This is a genomic window from Bradyrhizobium sp. Gha (genome assembly GCF_900113735.1).
Taxonomy (GTDB): Bacteria; Pseudomonadota; Alphaproteobacteria; order Rhizobiales; family Xanthobacteraceae; genus Bradyrhizobium.
The window spans coordinates 1-22612 of record NZ_FOQM01000067.1; the positions used below are offsets into that span (position 1 = coordinate 1).

24 protein-coding genes and 1 pseudogene are annotated in these 22612 nt (G+C 64.4%); 9 read left to right on the forward strand and 16 right to left on the reverse strand.

What is annotated here, in order from left to right:
- A partial coding sequence (gene groEL, locus BM222_RS38590; RefSeq protein WP_143106198.1) for a chaperonin GroEL occupies positions 1-930 on the forward strand: 930 nt, incomplete at its 5' end.
- A gap of 173 nt (positions 931-1103) precedes the next feature.
- Here groEL and BM222_RS42720 read toward each other — a convergent pair.
- Complete coding sequence (locus tag BM222_RS42720) at positions 1104-1394, reverse strand: DNA methyltransferase (RefSeq protein ID WP_244547428.1); 291 nt, start codon at positions 1392-1394, stop codon at positions 1104-1106.
- A 155-nt stretch (positions 1395-1549) separates the two neighbouring features.
- The gene (locus BM222_RS38605) at positions 1550-2383 is read right to left on the reverse strand and encodes a LysR family transcriptional regulator (RefSeq protein WP_092239843.1); all 834 of its coding nucleotides are present in this window, start codon (positions 2381-2383) and stop codon (positions 1550-1552) included.
- Positions 2384-2519: 136 nt separating this feature from the next.
- Between BM222_RS38605 and BM222_RS38610 the strand changes: the two genes are divergently transcribed.
- Positions 2520-3113, forward strand: a complete 594-nt coding sequence (locus BM222_RS38610; protein WP_092239844.1) for a cysteine hydrolase family protein — start codon at positions 2520-2522, stop codon at positions 3111-3113.
- 12 nt (positions 3114-3125) lie between these two features.
- Positions 3126-3764, forward strand: coding sequence for a glutathione binding-like protein (locus tag BM222_RS38615; RefSeq protein WP_092239845.1), 639 nt, complete (start codon positions 3126-3128; stop codon positions 3762-3764).
- Between the two features lie 78 nt (positions 3765-3842).
- Here BM222_RS38615 and BM222_RS38620 read toward each other — a convergent pair whose 3' ends face one another.
- The gene (locus BM222_RS38620) at positions 3843-4919 is read right to left on the reverse strand and encodes a DUF2778 domain-containing protein (protein WP_177243737.1); all 1077 of its coding nucleotides are present in this window, start codon (positions 4917-4919) and stop codon (positions 3843-3845) included.
- 672 nt (positions 4920-5591) lie between these two features.
- On the opposite strand from BM222_RS38620, the pseudogene BM222_RS38625 reads away from it, so the two are divergent.
- A pseudogene (locus BM222_RS38625) lies at positions 5592-6803 on the forward strand (CHASE2 domain-containing protein); the annotation flags it as partial.
- A gap of 71 nt (positions 6804-6874) precedes the next feature.
- Here BM222_RS38625 and BM222_RS38630 read toward each other — a convergent pair.
- The 3 genes from BM222_RS38630 to BM222_RS38640 form a co-directional block, all read right to left on the reverse strand.
- Positions 6875-8380: a glycosyltransferase family 39 protein gene (locus BM222_RS38630; protein ID WP_092239847.1), complete on the reverse strand. Its 1506-nt coding sequence runs from the start codon at positions 8378-8380 to the stop codon at positions 6875-6877.
- 18 nt (positions 8381-8398) lie between these two features.
- A complete protein-coding gene (locus BM222_RS38635; protein WP_092239848.1) occupies positions 8399-9526 on the reverse strand; it encodes a glycosyltransferase in 1128 nt (375 codons plus the stop codon).
- Positions 9527-9765: 239 nt separating this feature from the next.
- The gene (locus BM222_RS38640; RefSeq protein ID WP_092239849.1) at positions 9766-9966 is read right to left on the reverse strand and encodes a hypothetical protein; all 201 of its coding nucleotides are present in this window, start codon (positions 9964-9966) and stop codon (positions 9766-9768) included.
- Between the two features lie 400 nt (positions 9967-10366).
- On the opposite strand from BM222_RS38640, the gene BM222_RS38645 reads away from it, so the two are divergent.
- Entirely contained in the window at positions 10367-11203 is an 837-nt protein-coding gene (locus BM222_RS38645) for a DUF72 domain-containing protein (protein ID WP_092239850.1), read from the forward strand.
- Positions 11204-11212: 9 nt separating this feature from the next.
- The gene (locus BM222_RS38650; protein ID WP_092239851.1) at positions 11213-11674 is read left to right on the forward strand and encodes a DUF488 domain-containing protein; all 462 of its coding nucleotides are present in this window, start codon (positions 11213-11215) and stop codon (positions 11672-11674) included.
- Positions 11675-11882: 208 nt separating this feature from the next.
- On the opposite strand, the gene BM222_RS38655 is transcribed toward BM222_RS38650, so the two are convergent.
- From BM222_RS38655 to BM222_RS38695, 9 genes are all read right to left on the reverse strand, one after another.
- Positions 11883-12797, reverse strand: a complete 915-nt coding sequence (locus BM222_RS38655) for a PhzF family phenazine biosynthesis protein (protein WP_092239852.1) — start codon at positions 12795-12797, stop codon at positions 11883-11885.
- A gap of 118 nt (positions 12798-12915) precedes the next feature.
- Positions 12916-13809, reverse strand: coding sequence for an amidohydrolase family protein (locus tag BM222_RS38660; RefSeq protein WP_092239853.1), 894 nt, complete (start codon positions 13807-13809; stop codon positions 12916-12918).
- 22 nt (positions 13810-13831) lie between these two features.
- Positions 13832-15076 (reverse strand): MFS transporter, encoded by a 1245-nt coding sequence (locus tag BM222_RS38665; protein WP_092239854.1) that lies wholly within the window; start codon positions 15074-15076, stop codon positions 13832-13834.
- A gap of 49 nt (positions 15077-15125) precedes the next feature.
- The gene (locus BM222_RS38670; RefSeq protein WP_092239855.1) at positions 15126-15854 is read right to left on the reverse strand and encodes a GntR family transcriptional regulator; all 729 of its coding nucleotides are present in this window, start codon (positions 15852-15854) and stop codon (positions 15126-15128) included.
- Positions 15855-15971: 117 nt separating this feature from the next.
- Positions 15972-17273, reverse strand: coding sequence for an adenylate/guanylate cyclase domain-containing protein (locus BM222_RS38675; protein WP_092239856.1), 1302 nt, complete (start codon positions 17271-17273; stop codon positions 15972-15974).
- A gap of 30 nt (positions 17274-17303) precedes the next feature.
- Positions 17304-18467 carry an ABC transporter permease gene (locus BM222_RS38680; RefSeq protein WP_092239857.1) on the reverse strand — a complete coding sequence of 388 codons (1164 nt, stop codon included), beginning with the start codon at positions 18465-18467 and terminating at the stop codon, positions 17304-17306.
- 6 nt (positions 18468-18473) lie between these two features.
- Positions 18474-19409, reverse strand: a complete 936-nt coding sequence (locus BM222_RS38685; RefSeq protein ID WP_092239858.1) for an ABC transporter ATP-binding protein — start codon at positions 19407-19409, stop codon at positions 18474-18476.
- Entirely contained in the window at positions 19406-20194 is a 789-nt protein-coding gene (locus BM222_RS38690; protein WP_092239859.1) for an HlyD family secretion protein, read from the reverse strand. The genes BM222_RS38685 and BM222_RS38690 overlap by 4 nt, the downstream gene beginning before the upstream one ends.
- Positions 20191-20865, reverse strand: coding sequence for a TetR/AcrR family transcriptional regulator (locus tag BM222_RS38695; RefSeq protein WP_092239860.1), 675 nt, complete (start codon positions 20863-20865; stop codon positions 20191-20193). The genes BM222_RS38690 and BM222_RS38695 overlap by 4 nt, the downstream gene beginning before the upstream one ends.
- A gap of 100 nt (positions 20866-20965) precedes the next feature.
- Between BM222_RS38695 and BM222_RS38700 the strand changes: the two genes are divergently transcribed.
- Genes BM222_RS38700 through BM222_RS38710 form a run of 3 tightly spaced genes read left to right on the forward strand, consistent with a single transcriptional unit; the run spans position 20966 to position 22199 of the window.
- Entirely contained in the window at positions 20966-21301 is a 336-nt protein-coding gene (locus tag BM222_RS38700; protein ID WP_092239861.1) for an ArsR/SmtB family transcription factor, read from the forward strand.
- Positions 21298-21774: an SRPBCC family protein gene (locus tag BM222_RS38705; protein WP_092239862.1), complete on the forward strand. Its 477-nt coding sequence runs from the start codon at positions 21298-21300 to the stop codon at positions 21772-21774. The genes BM222_RS38700 and BM222_RS38705 overlap by 4 nt, the downstream gene beginning before the upstream one ends.
- Positions 21775-21785: 11 nt before the next feature.
- A complete protein-coding gene (locus BM222_RS38710; protein WP_092239863.1) occupies positions 21786-22199 on the forward strand; it encodes a GFA family protein in 414 nt (137 codons plus the stop codon).
- A 90-nt stretch (positions 22200-22289) separates the two neighbouring features.
- Here BM222_RS38710 and BM222_RS38715 read toward each other — a convergent pair.
- A partial coding sequence (locus BM222_RS38715; RefSeq protein WP_143106199.1) for an IS3 family transposase occupies positions 22290-22612 on the reverse strand: 323 nt, incomplete at its 5' end.

Sequence of the window (22612 nt, forward strand, 5' to 3'; positions counted from 1 at the left end):
GAGGCCGTGGTGCAGACCGGCAAGCCGCTGGTCATCGTCGCCGAGGACGTCGAAGGCGAGGCTCTCGCGACCCTGGTCGTGAACCGCCTGCGCGGCGGCCTCAAGGTCGCGGCCGTCAAGGCTCCGGGCTTCGGCGATCGCCGCAAGGCCATGCTGCAGGACATCGCGATCCTGACCGGCGGCCAGGCGATCTCGGAAGATCTCGGCATCAAGCTCGAGAACGTCACGCTCAACATGCTCGGTCGCGCCAAGAAGGTGATGATCGACAAGGAGAACACCACGATCGTCAACGGCGCCGGCAAGAAGGCCGACATCGAGGCGCGCGTGGCCCAGATCAAGGCGCAGATCGAGGAAACCACCTCGGACTACGACCGTGAGAAGCTCCAGGAGCGTCTCGCCAAGCTCGCTGGCGGCGTCGCGGTGATCCGCGTCGGCGGCGCGACCGAGGTCGAGGTGAAGGAGCGCAAGGATCGCGTTGATGACGCGATGCATGCGACCCGCGCGGCTGTCGAGGAAGGCATCGTCCCGGGCGGCGGCGTCGCCCTGCTCCGCGCCTCCGAGCAGCTCAAGGGCCTGCGCACCAAGAACGACGACCAGAAGACCGGCGTCGAGATCGTGCGCAAGGCGCTGTCGGCTCCCGCTCGCCAGATCGCGATCAACGCCGGTGAAGACGGCTCGGTGATCGTCGGCAAGATCCTGGAGAACAAGGCCTATGCTCACGGCTTCGACTCCCAGACCGGCGAATATGGCGACCTCGTCAAGAAGGGCATCATCGACCCGACCAAGGTGGTCCGTACCGCGATCCAGAACGCAGCTTCGGTTGCGGCGCTGCTGATCACCACGGAAGCCATGGTCGCCGAACTGCCCAAGAAGGGCGGCGCCGGTCCCGCGATGCCCCCCGGCGGCGGCATGGGCGGCATGGACTTCTAAGGCGACGAAGTCGTCCCGGACGCGGTGCAGCCCGAAGCGGTGCACCGCAGATCCGGGATCTCGCTCCACAAATGCGAAACCCCGGCAGCAATGCCGGGGTTTTCGTTTGGGAGGCGCTCTACTCGGCGGCCACTCTGAAATGCAGGGGAGCTGTCGCCGCTTGTGATCGAGGGTTAGGTGTGAGGATCGGCCGTTCCAGTGGCTGAAATATCCCTTTTCCCACGGCATTTTTCTTCAACCGATCGGCAGCGAGGGCCCGAAGTACTTTTTGTGATACTCAGCTCCCAAAAGCGGCGCTGCTCTACAAGCGCCGCAACACCCGCAGACCCTGAGCCCATGAAGGGATCCAACACCACACCACCCGCCGGACAGAACGCACGAACCGCTCGTTGCACCAGAGCGACGACTTTGGTCTTGTGCTCGTGGGTGCGCCGAACGAGGTCGCTGGTTACGCCAATGTACACCTTGCCGTATTTCTTACTCGCCAGGATGTAGAGTAGTACGCCATTCCATTAGACCTGTGGTTATGGATTCTCAGGTGCGCAATTGCGCACCGTAGCTCGGCGCTTCGCGCCGCCCCGGAATGACAACCGAATGTTAGGATTAGACGGAGATTCAATCAACCAAGAGCCATCTCCTGAAAACACGCCCTCACCCAATCGATCGTCACGCGCGTTGCGGCGTCGCGCTTGAGATGATTTTGCACGAGCAGCCAGGCATCGCGCCGCTTCGGCAGCAGGGTGGCATGCAGGCGGCGATCGCCGAGCAAATCCGCGCAAACATACTCCGGCAACACGCCGGCCGCCTGATGCGCGCGGATCATATTGCGGATGACGCGGACGTTGTCGGTGACGCAGCGCGCACGGACTTTCCTGGTGCGCAGGAATTGCATCTCGGGAATGGCACCGAGCTCATCCGGATAGGCGCACAGCATCGCCTCGCCTTCGCCCGCGACAGGCTCGAAATAATAGAGCTTGATCTCGCCGAGCTTCGAGATCGCAAAGTCGCCCCTGTCGGGCTTGCGCAGCCGGATGGCGAGGTCGGCCTCCCAGCGCGAGAACTTGACGTTCTCGCTCGAGGTGAGGAATTGCAATGTCAGGCCGGGATTGGCGCGCAGGAAGTCGCTCGCGCGCGGCGATAGCACCGCTTCGGCGACCGTGTTGGTGGAGGCGATGCGCAGGCGTCCCACCGGACCTGCCAGGCTCTCGCCGACGCGGCCGATCTCGGCGGCATGCGCCGCCATCGCTTCGACATGCGCCAGCACCGCCTCGCATTGCCGCGTTGGCTTGCGGACGCCGTCGGCGGCCTCGAACAGGCGCAAGCCGAGCGCGCGTTCGATGCGAGACAATCTGCGCCCGACCGTGGTCTCGTCGATGCGCAGTCGCGCACTGGCGCCGGCATAGGTGCCCTCGTCCCTGACGGCGGCGATGATGCGCAGATCGTCCCAGTTCATGGCGTCAGGCTACATCGCGCGGGGTCAGCCTGCAATAACGCAGCCACTGGCTGCGATATCCCTGCATATCGGCAGGCCGACCCCGCGCTATGTTCGGGCAGGCCTTCCTCGGGTTCCCTCGGAGATTCCCACGACCATGACTGCCGCAAAGACCCTGCTCCAGCTCGCCGGCGCCGACCTCAATCCGCCGCGTCTTGGCGACGCCGCGCTGGTGCTGATCGATATCCAGAACGAATATCTCGCGGGGCCCCTTGCCTTGCCCGACGCCCGGCCGGCGATCGCATGCGCAGCCGCGCTGTTGGCGCGGGCGCGCGAAGCGGGAACGGTGATCATCCACATCGCCCATCGCGGCAAGGCAGGCGGCCTGTTCGATCGCAGCACGGAGCGCGGCGCCATCGTCGCGGAGCTCAAGCCGCGCTCCGGCGAGCTGATGATCGAGAAGGAGCTGCCCAATGCGTTCGCCGGCACCGACCTCAAGGCGCGCCTCGACGAGACCGACAGAAAGGACATCGTGCTGGCCGGCTTCATGACGCATATGTGCGTCAGCTCCACCGCGCGGGCCGCGCTCGATCTCGGCCTTCGCACCACCGTCGATGCCGATGCCTGCGCGACGCGCGACCTGCCTGACGGACGCGGCGGCACGCTGGACGCCCGCACCATTCACGAGGTTGCGCTGGCCGAACTGTCCGACCGCTTCGCGATCATCGCGCGCGGCGATGCGCTGAGATAACGGAGAAAAGCGATGCTGCAGCTGTATTTCTCGCCGATGGCCTGCTCGCTTGCGAGCCGCATCGCGCTGTTGGAAGCCGGTCTGGATGCGCGCTATCATCAGGTGCATCTGCAGACCAAGAAAATTGCGGACGATGGCGGCGATTTTCGCGACATCTCGCCGAAGGGCGCCGTGCCGGTGCTGGTGCTGGAGAACGGCGAGCGCCTGACGGAAAACGCGGCGGTGCTGCAATACATCGCCGACATGAAGCCCGAACGCGGCTTGGCGCCAGCACCCGGCGATATCGACCGCTACCGGTTGCAGGAATGGTTGAGCTTCGTCGGCACCGAGATCCACAAGGCCTTCCTGTTTCCGACCTTCTGGTACAAGGACGATGCCTCGCTCGCCAAGCCGCGCGCGCGGATCGGAGAGACGTTGTCAGTGCCATCGGCACATCTGGCGGCCCGCGAGTTCCTGGTGGCTGACAGCTTCACCGTCGCCGATGCGCATCTCACCTGGGCCTTGCTGCTGCTTCGTCCCGCAGGCGTGGACATCACGCACTGGCCACCGCTCGCGGCCTATCTCGAACGCATGCAGACGCGCCCCAGCGTGCGGGAGGCGATCGCGACCGAGATGGCACTGCGCAGGATCATGCCGGCCGGCGCGGCGTGACAAGGTCACCGGCGGAAGCGGAGAAATGAAAAAGGGCCGCTGCAAGCGGCCCTTTTTATTGTCCGGAGGCGGCTGAGATCACTCGACGCGCGCCAGCACCGCGAGCTTGCGGATGCCCTTGTTGCGATAGGCGTCGAGAAACGCGTAGTAATCCTTGAACGACACGCAACCGTTGGAGTCGCCGTTCGGCCCGAGCATGAAAGTGTGCGCGAGCAGGCCATCGCGGCCGTAGATTGCGTTCTCGCCGCCGATCGGTGTCAGACGCAGCGCGGGCACGCCGTGGAACAGTGCTTCGCGCGGCTTCAGATTGTAGATGTGCGGCGGGGTCACGCCGCGCATGCGGACTTTCGAGGAGCGCGGATCGTCGAGATTGGAGCCAAGGCCGGAATGTGCCTCGAGCTTGGTACCATCGGGCAGATAAACCGTCTTGGCGGTGATGTCGTAGACCGCGGTGTCGCGTTCGTAGGGCGGCGCACCGCCGAACATCGGGTTCTGCTCCTTCGGCGCGATCGCCGAGGTCACGCTGGCATCGGCCGAGGCGTAGGCGAGCAAGCCGCCGGAGGGCTCGCGCTTGCCCCAGAGCTTCTCCACCATCGACTGGCGCGGGCCGGTGATCGACATCACCGCGGCTTTGGCACGATCGGCAAAGGACTTCGGCTTCGCTTCAGGCGCCGGCACGATCTGGGCCGGATCAGCCGAAGCCAATTGCACCGGCGCTTCCGAGCGCCTGGTCTTCGCGGCATCGGCGATCTTCTCGACGGCCTTGACGGGGCTCTTCAGCACTTCCGCGACCTTAGCGACGACGGCCGGCTTCGGCGCATCCTTGACTTCGGCGACCTTGGTCTCGGGCGCAGCGCTCGCGGCGTTGGAGTCCACGCCTTGCGTCGCCGCCGCGGCGAAGCGGTCATTGAACATTTCGCGTGAGATCGGTGCAGCCACCTGCAGCCGGTCGGGCAGCAGTGCAAAGGTTTCCCTGATGGCCTCGCCCGCTTCGCGCAGCGCGACCTTGGGCGCGCGCTTGACCACGGGCTCGTCGTAGCCGGAGCTGCCGACGGTCGGATAGACGCTGGCTGCGAAGATGTTGTTGTAGACGGTCCAGCCGGCAAGCAGGACGCAGCCGGCCACGGCGGCGCCAAGCACGTTTTGGTTGGTCATGTTCCGGGAAGACTTCCGAGAATTATTTGGCTTCCGTGCCGCGTAACTTTGCGCAGCGATACTCGTACTCATTCGCCTTGCGTCCAGGACGGTGTCACTAAGTCCCCCTCCGAAGTGCCACTGGTCACGATCCGGGAACGGCATCTCGCAGAAGGTCGGAGCGTCATTAAGGCGACTTTTAGTTAAATGCGGATTAAGTTCTGGCAGATCTAGGGCAACCCGTTAACGCTGTGCCGTTTCGAGAAAAAAGCCCGCAGGACTACGGACTTAGGCGACGCCGTTAACCATCATTCTCGGCCGGTTGCGCTAGCGATTCCGACGCCTCCGGCCGTATCTCTAAACGCACCAACCAAGTCGTTTTCGTGGTCATCAACATCCGGAAGAAAGCGGGCAGCATTGCGCGAGGCTGGCGCAGCCGGGCCCCGTTCGCCTCCAGGCGGGGACACGGGAGAGGAAAGACGGGTTTTTCCTGACTGAAAAAATGATCGCGCCAATCTGGAAATGGCGCGAGCGAGAAGATAGCTACGGACTCGGCCTTTGCCGCGCGTCGATGTGCTGATGGCAGGGTTGGGTCACCACGGCCCGGCCAAGAAGGCTGGATCACGAAGTCCGCAGATTGAATGAGGTCCGCGCCACAAGACGCGGACGAAGACCGGATTGCAGTACGATAGTATGAATAGACGCACCGAGATCGTGTTGGCCCTCGTCCTCGCTGCCCTATGGGGCGCCGGCATTTTTGCCGCTCACGCCAACGGCCATCTGCTCTTTCTCGATCGGCTCGAGGCGACGCTGACCGATTGGCGAACCCAGGTTCGTGGCGTGCAAGCTCCGCCCGACCTCGTCACCATCGTCGCGATCGACGACACCGTGGTGAAACGCGGTGGCAGCTATCCGCTGCCGCGCGCCGACCTCGCCCGCGTGGTCGACACCATCGTGCAGTTCAAGCCGAAAATCGTCGCAATCGACCTGTTGCTGGTCGACCGCAGCGCCGCGATCGGCGACGCCACGCTGGCCCACACACTTGCGACCGGCCCGATGGTGCTCGCAGGCGCAGCGATCTTTCCGGCCGCGAGCGAGATGGTGGCATCCGGCGGCGACGGGCCGCTCGCCACCCTTCCCCAGGCCGAGCGTTTTCTGCTGCCATTGCCGGTTTTCGCCGACCACGCCGATGTCGGAATCGTCAACGTCGCGACCGGACAATCCGGCTCGCCGCTCTCGGAGCCGATGCTGTTCCGGACCGGCGACAGGATCGAACCGTCGTTGCCGCTGCGCGTCGCCAGCCGCGCGCTCGACAAGCCGCTGACGATCGCGCCCGATCATCTCATGCTCGGTGATCGCACGGTGCCGACCGATACCGGCTTTTCGCTGCCCATCACCTATTACGGCCCGCGCCGCACCATTCGCACTGTCAGCGCGCAGAGCATTTTCGACGGCACGCTCGACCGCAAGGCGATCGAGAACCGGATCGTCGTGATCGGCGCCGCCGTTGCCGGCAGCGGCGATTTCCTTCCGACGCCGTTCGATTCCCTGATGCCCGGCGTCGAGGTGGTCTCCACCGCGATCACGCATCTGGTCGCCGGCGACAGCATCTTGCGCGACCGCAAGGTTCACATCGCAGATGGCCTCGTCGCGATCCTGCTGCCGATGCTGCTGGTGGGCTTGCTCGCCTGGCGACGCAGCACGCTCGGCTTCGTCGCGGCAGCGGCGGCGATGGTGGCCTGGGCCGGGCTCAATCTGTTCGCGTTCACGCACGGCGTCTGGCTCGATGCCGCGGTCACGCTCGCAGCTGCACTACCGCCAGTCGCGGTGTTCATCGGCGTGCAACTGTGGACGGAACGCCGCCGCACGCAGGATCTCACAACGAAGAGCCGCGCGCTGGCCAGGCGCTGATCGTCAAGCAGCTGGAGGCCGCGCCCGGGAACGGCGCAGTCCCGCGCCGGAGAGCGGCGTGATCTTCAGGGCTGAAGTTCGGGCGGCGGCGAGCGGTCCAGCACGTCGCCCCTGGCGCCCTCGAGCAGATCGATCCCATAGGTCTCGATGACCAGCGGCCCGCGCTTGCGCTGCAGCTCGCCGACGCGCGTCACTCGCGTGAAGACGTCGTTGAGGAAGGGATGGCCGTCGGGCCTGATCTCGTCGACATAGATCAACTTGCCCGCCAGCAGCTTCGGATCGGGCTCGGGCATGTTGACCCAGCGGATGCGCTGGTTCTGCTGCACCACGCAGGAGCCGCGCGGCAGATAGAAGGAAAGCCACGCCGTGGTGCCGTAATCGGGCGTCAGCACGCAGCTCGCGCCATTTCGCACCCGTGCCGCTTCGATGCCGGCGGCGAGTTCGCGCCAGCCCACGCCGACGCTGCGCACCGTCGCATCGCGGCGATAGCCTGACAGCCAGCCGGTATTGGCTTGCAGGATCAGCGCGGCAAACATCACGATTCCGGTCGGCGCGGCCCAGCGCAGGCAGAAATCCACCAGGCGCCGCGCCCGCGGCTTCCACTGCGCAAGGTTGGCCGCTGCTGCGGCGGCGATGACGAAGGGCGGATAAACCGGCGCGAACCAATTGGCCTCGACACGGGCGTGCAGCGAATGCCAGACGAAATAGGCGACGATGGTCCAGAACATCGTCTCGATCAGCACGCGCGAGGCCAGCGCGCCGGCCCGGCGCCAGGTCAGTGTGTGCAGGCCCATCGCGCCGAGGATGAACACCAGTGGCGTCGCAAACGCGATCTGGGTCGGGATCAGCTCCGCGACGAAGACCGGGCGGAAATCCTCGACCTTGGCACGCCCGAGCTGCTTGACGAAAGAAACCCAGTGATGATCCGCATTCCAGAGGATCACCGGCGAGAACAGCGCAAGCGCAACGAGGCCACCAAGATAGGGCCAGGGCGACAGAAACCAGCGCCGCAGCTTCGGTACGGAAGCGAGCCAGATCAGGATCGCAGCGCCAAAGAACATCGCGGTGTACTTCGACAGCAGCGCCGCGCCGACGGCGGCGCCGACCGCGAGCCACCAGGCGCCGCGGCCGGTCTCCAGCACCTTTGCGAGGAAGAAGAGCACGAAGCTGGAGGCGACCAGCAGCGGTGCATCCGGCGTCACGATCAGCGTGCCGACCGAAGCCATCATGGTGACGTTGAGCAGGATGGCGCTGGTCGCGGCCACCCGCGTGCCGCCGAACAGGATCGCAGCCGTCCGATAGATCGCATAGCTCATCGGCAGCGCCAGCAGGACCGAGACCAGACGGACGCCGAGCTCGGTATCGCCCGCGATCATGGTGCCGGCGCGGATGACGTAAGCCACCATCGGCGGGTGGTCGTAGTAGCCTCCAGCGAGGCTCTTCGACCACATCCAGTAATAGGCTTCGTCGAAGGTAATCGGCGTGAAGGCGGCTGCGACCAGCCGCAATGCGACCAGCGCAAGGATCACCAGCGCCGTATTGCGGACGATCCGTGCGTCAGCCCGGCCCATATCCGATTCCTTGGCGCGCTATTTCTTGCGCCAGACGAACAGTCCGGACATCGCGTAGTTCCACACCACGCCCATCAGGGCACCGGCAAGGCCCGCCAGCCACCAGATCGGCTCCTGGTCATAGACCGAGAAGGCGACGCCGACATTGGCGAGCAGGCCGACGCTGCAGACGATGTAGAACATGATCAGGCCGCGCAGGATCGCAAAGCCTTTCAGCCGCTGATCGCGATAGGTGAGGAAGTTGTTCATGACGAAGTTGGTGGTCATGGCGACGACGGCGCCGGCGGCCTGTGCCTCCGCGAACGGCGCCTTGATCAGCTCGAGCGCGACGAACAGGGTGGTGAGGTGCACCACCAGGCCGATGCCGCCGACCATCGCGAACAGGATGAAACGCAGCGACACGATGTCGTTGGTGAGCTTCGCCAGCACGAGGCCGAGGAAGTCGAGCGCGACCATGGAATCGAGCTTGCTCTCGCCATGCTGGCGGGCGCCGAACGTGTAGGGAATCTCGACCGCGCGCAATTCGCCATGCGCGGTGGCGACGAGGTCGAGCAGGATCTTGAAGCCGTGCACCGACAGTTTTGGCGCAAGCCGCTCGAAGCGGTCGCGGCGAACCATGAAGAAGCCGCTCATGGGATCGGCGATCTCGACCCGCAGCATCTTCCGGGCGACCTCGGTCGCCAGCGCGCTGGCGCCGGCGCGCTGCTTGTTGAAACCTTCGCTCTTGTAGCCCTCGATGTAGCGGCTGCCGACGACCAGGTCGGCCTTGTCGCTTGCGAGCAGCAGCAGCATCTTCGGCAGCTGGGTCTCGTCGTGCTGGAGGTCGGCATCGATCACGGCCGCGTAAGGGGCGCTCGAAGCCAGGATGCCCTCGATGCAGGCGCCCGACAGGCCGCGGCGGCCGATCCGGCGGATGCAGCGCACGCGGCTGTCCTTCAGAGCGAGCGCACGCACGACGTCCCAGGTGCCGTCAGGCGAATTATCGTCAACGAACACGACTTCCCAGGCGACGTTGACAAGCGTCGCCTCCAGCCGCCGGTACAGCACGGTCACGTTGTCACGTTCGTTGAAGGTCGGGACGATAACCGACAATTCCGGCCCTTCTTGAGCCTGATAGTCGACGCCCGGTCTGATCGCTTCGTTCATGACGGCAGCGTATATCCGCCGCGTCCTGCGATGCCAAGCCGGGGCCTCGGGGGAACGGCCCAAAGCAGGGCCTAAAATGCCAACGACCCCGGAACGGCGAACCGCGCGTACATCCGGCGCAGCCCAAGCTATTCCAAGGTCGTTCCAGCGCCGGAGTATTCGCTCGACGGCGCCGTTAGTACCCAGATGGGAACGGCGAAACCGCTTTGCAAGGGGCCGAACCGCCTTTTTTCAGGCCATTACTGGTTCGGGACTTCCCGGATCACCGGCCCCCGCGGCGCCGGCGCGGCCGGGGCGGGCGCCACGGTAGGGGCCGGCTCGACCTTGGCCGGCTTGGGGGGCTTGCCGTACTGCCCGATCGGCCCAAAGACGACGGCAACCGCAAGCGCCACCGCCGCGACAACAGCGCCAAAAATGCCACCCACCGACTCAGACGACATGCCAGCCCGCCCCTGTTCCTGATGGGTCCGGTCATACCACGGATGAACGCACGGCCGGAAGGGCCAGCGGGGCGAATGGCGAATGGCGGCAAGCCGGCAGCCGTCCCTCTTCGCTACTCGCCATTCGCCACTCCCTACTTCGTCGCCGGCCTGATTTGAGTCGCGCGAATATTCCCGCGCGAGGCAATGCCGCTACCCTGCTGGCGCCCTTCGCGTCGTCTTGCGCCATCGCCGAATAGGTCATGGCAGCAGATGTCATCATCACGAGCGCCGCTCCCGGCAACTGCATCCGCATCCTGTTTTCCCTTTTTTTGCAGACCGCGCAGCGAGCCTCGACAGGATGCGACAACTGGCCAATCACTTCTGGTTTGAATAGGATGCGGCCCTCCCCGTCCCGTCGATGCGAGATCCCTCCGTGGCCAAAGCAAAAACCGCGACCAAAAAATCCGGCAAGATCTTCATCGGTATCGGCGGCTGGACCTTCGAGCCGTGGCGCGGCGTGTTCTATCCTGAGAAGCTGACGCAGGCGAAGGAGCTGTCCTACGCCGCCTCGAAGCTGACTTCGATCGAGATCAACGGCACCTATTACGGCTCGCAGAAGCCGGAGAGTTTTCGCAAATGGGCAGCCGAAGTGCCCGAGGGCTTTGTGTTCTCGGTGAAGGGACCGCGCTTTGCCACCAACAGGCGCGTGCTCGCCGAGGCCGGCGATTCCATCAAGCGTTTCTATGATTCCGGCGTGCTGGAACTCGGCGATCATCTCGGGCCGGTGCTGTGGCAGTTCGCGCCGACAAAGAAATTCGACGGCGCCGATTTCGGCAAGTTTCTGGAACTATTACCGCGCAGGCTCGATGGCCGCGCGCTGCGTCACGTCGTCGAAGTGCGTCACGACAGCTTCTGCGCGCCTGAATTCATCGCGCTGATCCGCGAATTCGGGACGCCTGTCGTGTTTGCCGAACACGGCAAATATCCCGCCATCGCCGACGTCGCCGGCGACTTCGTTTATGCCCGGCTGCAGAAGGGCAATGACGAGATCAAGACTTGCTATCCGCCGAAGCAACTCGACGCCTGGGCTGAGCGCTTTCAGGCGTGGGCCGAGGGAAGTGAACCCGACGACCTGCCCAAGGTTGACAAGGCGAAGCCGAAGAAGGAGCCGCGCGACGTGTTCGCCTATGTCATCCACGAAGGCAAGGTGCGCGCACCGCATGGCGCCATGGAACTGATCGCGCGGGTAAGTTGAAAGAGAGCGATGGCCAAGGCGAAAACGCTCTTCACCATTGGCTATGAGCAGACGCCGCCCAAGGCCGTGCTGGACGAGCTGGAGCAGGCCGGCGTCAAGCTGGTGGTCGACGTGCGCGCCGTGACGTCGTCGCGCCGGCCGGGCTTTTCCAAGAAGCAGCTTGCCGCAGGCCTCGACGGGCGCGGCATAGCCTATGTTCATCTCGCTGGCCTCGGCACGCCCAAGGAGGGTCGGCTCGCCGCGCGGAGCGGGCAATATGACGTGCTGGAGAAGATCTTCTCGAAGCACCTGAAGACGCCGGAGGCAAGGGAGCAGATGGACGAGCTTTCGGCGCTGGTGATGAAAGCCGGCCCCGTCTGCCTGCTCTGCTACGAGCGCGACCACACCCATTGCCACCGCCGGATCATCGCGGAACTCATCGAGGAGCGCGATGGCGTGACGGTGAAGAATTTGGCGGGGCGGCAGGTGTAGCTGTCGTTCGCGCCGGAGAGGACGAGACGACAACGACTTTATCCGTAGCCCTCATCCTGAGGTGCCGCTTCTTCAGCGGCCCTCGAAGGACGACGGCGTGCCTCGACGCTGCAGCTGGGCCGCGCATCCTTCGAGGCTCGCAAGGGCTCGCACCTCAGGACGACGGATCTAACCTTAGCGCGACTCCAGGATGACAGGCGGCGAGAGCTTACTCCTCTCCCGCCAACCTGAACGACCCCTCCATCATCTGCACGCAAGCGCCGCCGACATGGGCTGATACGATCTCGCCATCGCGCTTGACGACGCGGGTCTGGAGGATGCTGGGGCGGCCCATATCAAAACCCTGGCCGACCGTGAGCCTCAACTCGCCATCGCTGACGGAATCGAGATCGGCGAACAGCGCGGCAGCGGCGACGGTCGCGCTGCCGGTGGCGGGATCCTCGGTGAGGCCGCTGGCGCCGCGCATGAACATGCGCGCCTGCCGCTCGCACGGCGCCTCTTCCGGAGGGACGTCGCGCGTATAGAACCACACTGAGCGGGCGCCGTCGCGCGGCAGGAGCTTAGCATAGGCCGCAGCGTCAGGCCGGGCCCGCTTCAACGCCTCGCGCGAATGCAGCTCCACCACCAGAAACGCGTTTCCGACGGTGACAACATGCGGCGCATGGTTATCGGTCCTGACGTCGTCCGCACTCAGCGAAATGCAGCTCGCGGCCTCGGCAGGTGACAGCGGCGCAAACCGCTGCAGCGGCTGCGGCGCGGTCAACTCCGTCCTGATCACCCGACCATGCTCTCGAACGATCTCCACCGGCACGAGCCCGGCCTTCTCTTCGAACAGCAGACGCGGCTTCGGCTCTTTGGCCATTGACGCAAGTACGAACGCAGTGCCGACATTGGGGTGGCCGGCAAAGGCAATCTCGAGCACCGGCGTGAAGATGCGCACCTCGGCGTCGTTGCCCTTGTCGCGCGGCGGCAGCACGAAGGTCGTCTCCGAATAATTGAACTCGGTCGCGATCGCCTGCATCTGCTGCGTGGAGAGCCCGCCTGCATCGAGCACGACGGCCAGCTGGTTGCCGCCGAAAGCGCGATCGGTGAACACGTCGATGGTGACATAACGGCGCTGCACGGCAAGTCCTCACGCAATGGCGGCCGCAAGCCAGCCGCCTCGCGCAGCACTCTACAAGCCCAAAACATCGCCCGTCATGCCCCAAAATAGAGAGCAATCGGAGCAATCGCGACGCGCGTCAGAAACGGAAGAGCTGATGCGGCGACGCCAGCACCTGCGCGCGCGCGCGCTCGTCGACGACGAGCGCGTCGAGGAATTGCCGGTTCTTCGCGTAAGTCTGCGTTGCCTCAAACTGCGTGTGCGGCCAATCGCTGCCCCAGAGCAGACGATCGAGGCCGTAGGCACTGCGCAGCAGCGGATACGCCTCCTTTGCAAAGCTCTCACCGGCCGGGCCGTTGCGATACGGCGCCGAGATCTTGACCCATACGCTCTGCGTCGCGCCCAGCTTAAGCACGGACTGAAAACCGGGATCGGCGACGCCGAGCTTCGGATCCGGCAGCGCGTAATGATCGAGCACCACAGGGACGCCATGATCGAGCAAGTGCGGCACGAGCACGGCGAGATCGGCTGCGTTGCGCTGGATCTCGACCTGCCAGCCCATTGCCTTCACGTCTGCGAGCAATCTCTTCCATTCATCCGAAGCAAGCTCGGGCAAAGGCTGGCCGACGAGATTGAGGCGAATGCCGACCACGCCGGCGCGATCGAGCGCGCGCAACTCGTCCGCGGATACGGCGGGATCGACGACCGCAATGCCACGCAGGCGACCGCCGGTCTGCTTCAGGCAGTCGACGAGGTAGGAATTGTCGGTGCCGAGAAAGCTCGGTTGCACCAGAACGCCATGGGTGACGTCGTTGTGGTCGAGCTGCTCGAGATAGAGCGACAGCGGCGCATCATAGTCAGGCGCATAGCGGCGGCCCGGTGCGAGTTTCAGCCCGCGATGGAAGACATGGGCGTGGGTGTCGATCACAGGCAAGGCCGCCTCACTCCTGGCTGTGGTCGCGACCACTGTGGCAAGCGAGACGAGGCCCACGCCAAACTGGCGGCGCGTCAGGCCGCGCTGGAACAATGTCATGATCGTTACTCCTCATGTTCGGTCAGGCGTGCGTGGCCGCGGTTTGCTCGAATACCTTGCCGCGGGTTTCCGGCAGGAGCAGAACCGCGATCAGCACCAGCGCATAGGCAAAGGCCGCATCGATACCGATCGCGGGTCCAAGTCCGATGCGGTCGCCGAGGAAGCCGACCAGGAAGGGAAACGCGGCCGAGACGACACGGCCGAAATTGTAGCAGAAGCCCACACCTGTGCCGCGGACGCCGGCGGGATAGAGCTCGCTGAACAGCGCCGCCATGCTGGCGGGGATGCCCGCCGAGAAGAAGCCGAGCGGAAAGCCCAGCACCAGCATCTGGTTGTTGGTCAGCGGGGCGAAGATGTAGACCAGCACGGTGGCGATGCATGCGCTGGCAAAGAACGCGACATTGGCCCGGCGACCGATGCGATCGCTGATGATCCCGCTCGCAACGCAGCCGCAGAAGAAGGCGACGATGATGACGGTGAGATAGAGGCTGGAGCCAAGCACCGACAGGTGCCGCTCCTGGCGCAGATAGGTCGGCAGGAATGTCGTCAGCGCAGCATAACCACCATGGGCACCGATGCCGAACAGGCCCCCGACCAGGGTCGAGCGCACCACGTCGCGGTGGAAGATGCCTGACAGCGTGGCGAGGAACGGCGCATCTGGGTCCTTTGCAACGGCGCGCGGCGGCTCCTTCAGCCCGCGCCTGATAAAGATGATGAGCAGCGCCGGCAACAATCCGATCGCAAACAGGATCCGCCAGGCGATGTCCGCGGGCGCGTAGGTGAAGACCAGCGCTGACAGCAGCACCGCCGCGCCCCAGCCGACGGCCCAGGCACTCTGCACCGTGCCGAGCGCCCTGCCGCGATGTTGGGGTCGGATGATCTCGGCCATCAGCACTGCGCCGCAGGCCCATTCGGCGCCGAAGCCGAGGCCCTGGATGGCCTTGAGCACCAGGAGCTGCGTGTAGCTCATCGCAAACGCTGACGCGAATGTCGCGAGCGCAAAGGTCGCGACCGTGATCTGAAGCGCCTTGACGCGACCGAAGCGGTCGCCGAGCGCGCCGCCAAGCCAGCCGCCGAACGCGCCGAAGAACAAGGTGACGGAGCCGAGCAGACCGGCGTCGGCCTTGCCGATACCGAAGGCGGTGATGAGCGCGGGAATGGCGAGGCCGAACATCTGGACATCGAGCGCATCCAGTGCCCAGCCGCCAAAGCTTGCCCAGAACGTGCGCCGTTCCAGCGGCGAGCTCTCACTGTACCAGTTCGACATGTTTCCTATCCCTGTACGCGTTATTGTTTGATGCCGTTGAAAACGGCCGTCATCGGATCTCGGCGTGGTAGCGGAAGCGATCCGCCGGCCCGCGCGAGCGGCGCCATTCGATCGGCCGCCGCTCCAGATCCAGCGCGAGACGCTCGATCACGATCAGAGGTGCGTGCGCCTCGAGCCGCAGCAGCCGCGCCTGCATCTGGTTGGCGGTCTCGACCGTCAGGATTTCCTCGGCGGAGACGACCACTTCGCCGCAGCGCTCTTCATAGAGCGGATACAGGAGGTCACCGAACTCGGCGGTCTCGATCTCAAGGATCTTGGCGAAGCGCGATTGCTGGAGCCAGATTTCTTCGGCGAGCAGCGGCACGTCGTCGATCAGCCGCAGGCGCGACAGGCTGATCACGGGCTCGCCTGTGGGAATGCGCAGCGCCGATGCGACAGCAGAAGTCGCCGGAACGCTTTTGCGCCTGAGGATGCGGCTCTGCGGCACGCGCCGCTCGCCGCTTTCGGACTGGAAGCGGAAAAAGCGGAACAGCGAGGAGTTGAACCGCGCACGGCGGACGAAGGTGCCGCGCCCCTGCTGGCGCTCCAGCGCGGCATCAGCGACGAGCTGGTCGATCGCCTTGCGCACGGTGCCGATGGCGACGCCGTAATGAGCGCCGAGCTCGGCTTCCGACGGGATCGGCTCGCCCGGCCGCCATTCATTGCGGTTGATGCGCGCGGCGAGGTCGTCGCGCAGGCGCTGGTAGCGTGGCAGGCGGTCATCGCGAGATGGATTCATATAGTCATATAGATGAGTATATGAAACCGAAGTCAAGCGCTACCATATTACCGGGCGACCAAATGCAGCGGGCGCGCTGTTTCCGCTCGCGTCTTCAAACAAACCCGAGCAGCCCCTTCACCCCAGCTGAAACACCGGGACCGGCTGCTCGTAACCGCGCACGGTGACCTCGCCGAGCGCAACGGCGTCCTTGCCGTCGTCGCCGAGCGCCTCGCGCACGGATGCGGAGATCAGCAGTTGCGAGCCGAACTCCTTGTTGAGCGCCTCGAGCCGCGAGGCAAAGTTCACGGTGTCCCCGATCACCGTGTATTCCTTGCGCCGGGGCGATCCGATATTGCCGGCCACGACCTCGCCGAAATGGATGCCGATCCCGATTCGCAGCGGCCAGTTCGTCTGCGCATTGATGCAGTCCATTGCACTCAACATCTCGCGGGCCGCCGCGACAGATCGATGCGCGGCATCGGCCGCCTCCAGCGGCGCGCCGAACAGCGCCAGAAAGCCGTCACCGAGAAACTTGTTCACGATGCCGCCGTTGCGATCGAGAATATCGACCAGCACCGCGAACGCACCGTCGAGCCGGTCGACGACCTCCTGCGGCGTACGCGACTGCGCACCGGCGGTGAAGCCGCGGAAATCGACGAACATCACGGCGACGCGGCGGAGATCCCCGGCAGCACTGGTGCCCTCCGCCATCAGCCGTTCGACCACCTGCGGCGAGACATGCTGGCCGAACAGGTTGGTCACCCGATCGCGCGCGGTCGCCGCCGCGATGCTCGCCGCGAATTGCCGCCGCAACTGCGCGCCGACGGAGCCCGCCAGCACGCCGCAGACCAGGATCACCATGCTGCGTACCGCGTGGAAGTAGATCAGAGGTTCGCCGGAATCGTTGCTCGAATTGTAATACAGTGCAACAGCCAGCAATTCGGCGGCGGCGACAAATCCGGTGAAAGTGGAGAGCCAGAAATCGAGCCGCAGCGTCGAAAGAATGACGAAGATGAAATAGACCATCGGCAGCACGAAACCGAGCGCGGGCCCAGCGCCCATGCTGCGAATCTGCAGGATCAGGATCAGCGTCGGCAGCGACGTCTCGATAAAGGCGCCGACATAACGCCTGATCACGGGCAGATCGCGATCGAGCTTGAGATTTCGACTGATCTGGCTGTGGATCCAGACCTCGAGCAGCATGAAGCCCGTCACGAGAGCATATTCGCGGATCATGCCGTCGGTGCCGCGCCAGATCCGGTTTGCGATGGCGGGATCGACCACGAGGGTTGCCGTGAGCAGGACCAGCATGACGCAGCCCGTGGCGATCAACGCCTTCACCCGCAACAGCTCGGTGCGCAGCACCTCGCGCGTCAGCTCCCGTTCGAACGCCTCCGACAGGACGGCCTTCCGCCTGGCTTTCAAAAAGCTGACCATTCCACCCCCTCGGTTCCGGGGCAGTCTGCCTCAATCCAGCGTGCGGCGGAAGCGCGTCACGGCGATGACCATGGCAAGCGCCATCAGGGCCGTCAGCGCCAGCGCCTCGAACTGCAGATTCTGCATGGTCGCGCCCTTCAGCATGATGGCGCGGACGATGCGCAAATAATGCGTCAGGGGCAGGCATTCGCCGACATATTGCGCCCAGGTCGGCATGCCCGCGAACGGAAACATGAAGCCTGACAGCAGGATGCTCGGCAGGAAGAACATCATCGACATCTGCATGGCCTGGAGCTGGTTCTGCACGACCGTCGAGATCGTGTAGCCGATCGACAGATTGGTGGTGATGAACAGCGTCGAGAGCAGCGCCAGCAGGAACAGATTGCCGAGCACGGGCACGCCGAACAGGACCACGCCGATGCCGATGATGAGGAACGCCTGGACGAATCCGACCAGCACGTAAGGGATGATCTTGCCGAACATCACCTCGACCGGCTTGATCGGCATCGACAACAGGGCCTCCATGGTGCCGCGCTCGACCTCGCGCGTCACCGACAGCGCGGTGAAGATCAGCATGGTCATGGTCAGGATGGTGCCGACCAGCCCCGGCACGATGTTGAGGCTGGAATTCGCTGCCGGATTATAGCGGGCATGGGCGCGGATCTCGAACGGCATGTCCGGGGGATTACCGATGTAAAGATCATGCGCGAGTGCCGTCTGCACGATCATGCCGAGCGAGCCGAGCGCGGCGCTCGCGGCGACCGGATCGGTGGCATCGGCCGCAACCAGCAGCGCCGGCTTGTCGCCGCGCCGCACCGCGCGCTCGAAGCCACGCGGGATCTCCACCCCGAACAGCACCTTCCCTGACTTCAGGAGATTGTCGAACTGGTCGACATCATGCACCTCATAGATGAAGTGGAAATAGGCCGTGTTTTCGAGTGCTTTCAGGACCGAGCGGGCGAGATCGCTATCCTCCTGGAGCAGCACGGCACTCGGAAGATTGTGCGGCGTGGTGTTGATGGCAAAGCCGAACAGCAGGAGCTGCATCACCGGCAGCATCACGATCATCGCGAACGAAACGCGGTCGCGCTTGAGCTGGATGAACTCCTTGATCAACATCGCATAGGAGCGCTTCCAGAAGCCGAAGCGCTCCCTGATCTCATGTGCGGACGCAAGCTGATCGACGGCACTCATTGGAAATCATCCCTGAAAATTGTCCCTGGAGCGACCCATCAGCTCGATGAACACGTCCTCCAGCGAGGGCGCCGCCTTCTGCCAATGAAGACCGCTGTTGTCGCGCCACGGCGCGATGCTGGCCTCTAACGCGGCGACGTCGCGCCCCGACACATGCAGCGAGGTGCCGAACGGTGCCACCATGTCGATTCCGGGCTCGCCTGACAGCGCGGCCGTGAGGCCGTTCAAGTTCTCGCCCGTTACGGTGTAGGTCGTGAGCTTGGATCCTGCGATCACCTCCTCCACAGTGCCGTGAGTCAACAGATGGCCATAGGCGATGTAAGCGATCTCGTGGCACCGCTCGGCTTCGTCCATGTAATGGGTGGAAACCAGCACGGTGAGCCCTTCCGCCGCGAGCGCATGGATCTCGTTCCAGAAATCGCGCCGCGCCTTGGGATCGACGCCGGCCGTCGGCTCGTCCAGCAGCAACAGCTTTGGGCTGGGCAGCGTGCAGGCGCCCAACGCCAGCCGTTGCTTCCAGCCACCGGAGAGCTCGCCGGCGAGCTGCGCCTCGCGACCGGAGAGGCCGAGCCGCTTGATCATGTCGCGCGCCGCACCGCGCGCATCGGCGAGGCCATAGAGCCGAGCGACGAATTCGAGATTTTCGCGCACGGAGAGGTCCTGATACAGGCTGAAGCGCTGGGTCATATAGCCGACCTGGCGCTTGATCTTGTCGGCGTCGCGCAAAATGTCGTAGCCGAGACAGGTGCCCTCGCCGCTATCGGGCGTCAGCAGGCCGCAGAGGATGCGGATGGTGGTGGTCTTGCCCGAGCCGTTCGGCCCGAGGAAGCCGTAGATCGAGCCGCGCTTCACCTGCATCGACAGGTCGTGCACCACCTCGCGGCCGCCGAACGACTTGGTCAGGCCCTTGACGTCGATCGCAATCTGGTCGCCGGCGTTCATCGCTTGTCCGCCACCGGGGTCTTCGGGTTGAGATAGACGTCGATCGGTTGGCCCACCCGCAAGGCATCGGGCCGCGACGGCCGCGCCTGGACCAGATAGACGAGCTTGTTGCGCTCATCGAGGCTGTAGATCACGGGCGGGGTGTATTCCGCGGAGGTCGCGATGAAATAGATCTTTGCGGTGAGGTCGGCGGCGCAATTGTCGCAGGCCACCCGCACCTCGTCGCCAACGGACAGTTTCGGCAACTCCGTCTCCGGCACGAAGAAGCGCAGCTTCATATTGCCGGGCGGCATGATCGAGAGCACCGGCCGCTGTGCCGCCACCATCTCGCCCTCGCGGAAATAGATCTGCTGGATGGTGCCGGCAACGGGCGCAAAGCCCTTGCGTCGCGCCAACCGCGTCTGTGACGTCACCACCCGCGCCTGTGCGACGCGCAGATCCGAGACGGCGGAATCGAGCGCGGCTTGCGTGCCCGAGCCGGTCTTGCGCAGGGAATCCGCGCGATCAAACACCTGCTGCGCGTTGGCCAGCGTCGCCTTGGTCTGGTTGAGATCGGCAAGCTGGAGATCGTCGTCGACGGAATAGAGGGGATCGCCGACCTTCACGACGTCGCCCTCGCGGACTTCCAGCTTGCTCACGCGACCGGCCTCGTCCGGGCTGACATAGATCATGTCGGCCTCGACCCAGCCCTGGAAACCGGGATCGCGCTTCTCCTTGCAGCCGGCAAGTCCGGTTGCAAGCACGACGGCCAATGCGGTTGCAAATATCCTTCGCGACGACCTCATGTCGTCCTCCGTTCACCAAAAATCAAATCGAGATGGACACGCAGCATGTCCTGCGCGTCGAGCGGCGCGTGGCGCGCAAACAGGCTCTGCCAGATCACCGCGATCATCGCGGGCGCGACCAGGATCTGCGGATAGCGGGCGAGGTCCTTCTCGCGGATCTCGCCACGAGCAATGCCGAGCTCGATCAGCGCGCGCATGCCGGCCATCCCGCGCGAGACGACCTCGCGGTAATAGAAGTCGGCAACGGCCGGAAAGCGCGGCCCTTCCGCCATGATCAGGCGGACGAGATCGCCACGCTTGGTGCCGATGACCTCCTTGATGAAGTTGCCGGCAAACATCTCGATCAGATCGCGCACCGAGCCCGTCGGCGGCGGCAATGCAGTGAGTCGCGCGACCACCGGCACGATCACGATGCGCACCAGCTCCTCGAACATCGATTCCTTGTCCTTGAAATGCAGGTAGATCGTGCCCTTCGCCACGCCTGCGCGCTTGGCGATGTCGTCGAGCCGCGTCGCGGCAAAGCCGCGCGCGATGAACTCCTCCATCGCCGCCTCGACGATCGCATCGCGCCGCTCCGCCGCGCGCGTCGCACGGTTCGACGCCTGGCTGATAGCTTCGGGCTTCTGACTTGCTGCCTTGGCGGCGGCCGCTCTGGTGGGCTTCTTCATCATTTTTCTATGATGACTGACTAGTCAGTCAATGTCAATCGACGCCTCAGAATACAGACGAATTAGTATTGACTAATGCATTAGCTAATACTAATTTGTCGGCATGATCGAAGCGGTCTCAAATCCCGTCACTGCCGTGATGCGTGCCCTCGCCGACCCGACCCGACGCGCGGTGTTCGAGCGCGTCTTCGACAGCAAGGAAATCAGCGTCGCCGAACTGACGCGCGGCAGCGGCGTGACGCAGGGCGCGATCTCGCAACATCTGAAATCGTTGAAGCAGGCGGGCCTCGTCGCCGAGCGGGCCGAGGGCCGCAACGTCTATTACCGCGCCGCCCCGCAAGGACTCGAGCCGCTGGTCACCTGGATGGACCATTACGGCGTGTTCTGGCGCGAGCGCTTGCAGAACCTGCGTGACCTCTTGAAGGAGATCGACCCATGAGTGCAGCCGCGTTGAAAGCCGAGACCCGAGGAAACTTCAAAGACATCGTCATCGACGAGGTGCTCCCTCATGCGCCGGAGACCGTCTGGAAGGTGCTGACCAGTGCGCAACTGATCGCGCGCTGGCTGATGAAGCCGACCGGTTTCGAGGCTGTCGAAGGCACCGCCTTCACGTTCCAGACCACACCGGGCGGCCATTGGGACGGCGTCATCCATTGCCGCGTGCTGGAGGTGATGCCGAATAGGCGCCTCGTCTACGCCTGGAGGGGCGGCGACGAACGCAACACCGGCTATGGCGCGCCGCTCGACACCGTCGTGACGTGGTCCCTCACCCCCGTCGAAGCCGGCACGCGAATCCAGCTGGTTCATGCGGGCTTCGTGCTGCCCAGGAACGAGACCGCCTACACCGGCATGAGCGGAGGCTGGAAGAAGGTCGTGCGGCAGCTCGACGAGATCAGCGGCGAAAGCAAATAAGGGGTATCACGATGGACAAGCCTTACACCGGCGGCTGCGCCTGCGGCGCAATCCGCTATTCGATTGCCGCCGAGCCCCTGTTCTCCAACCATTGCCAGTGCCGGGACTGCCAGCGTGAAAGCGGCACCGGACATGGCTCCTACGCCACCTTCGCGCGCACCGGCGTGACGGTGACAGGCGAGGCCAAGACGTGGGACACGGTTGCCGACAGCGGCAATTTGAAGACGCGCGCCTTCTGCCCCGAATGCGGCGTGGCTGTTTACATGACCTTCAAGGCCATGCCCGACATCTTCACCATCCGCGCCGCGAGCTTGGATGAGCCCGCCCGCTACCAGCCGCAAGCGATCACTTACGCGGTGCGCGCTTATGACTGGGATCGGCTCGATTCCGGCTTGACGAAATTTGAGCGCATGCCTCCGGGGTAGCCACGCACTCCGTCATTGCGAGCGCAGCGAAGCAATCCAGACTGTCTCCGCGGAGGGATTCTGATCTTCCCCCGAAAAAGTGGACAGGGTTCAAGCCGATTTTAGCTCCATCTCGACCGGGCTGATATAGCCGATGGCCGAGTGTCTGCGGTGATGATTGTAGAAGCCCTCGATGTAGGTGAAGATGTCGCGCTCTGCTTCATTGCGGGTAGCATATTGGCGGTGATGGACCAGTTCGGACTTGAGCGTGTGGAAGAAGCTTTCCATAGGGGCATTGTCGTAGCAGTCGGCTCTGCGGCTCATCGAAGGCAGGAAGCCGGCGGCTTGCAGCGCTTGGCGATATTCGGTTGAAGCATATTGGGTGCCGCGATCGGAGTGATGGATCAGGCCGGCGCCGGGCTTTTGTCCCTTGA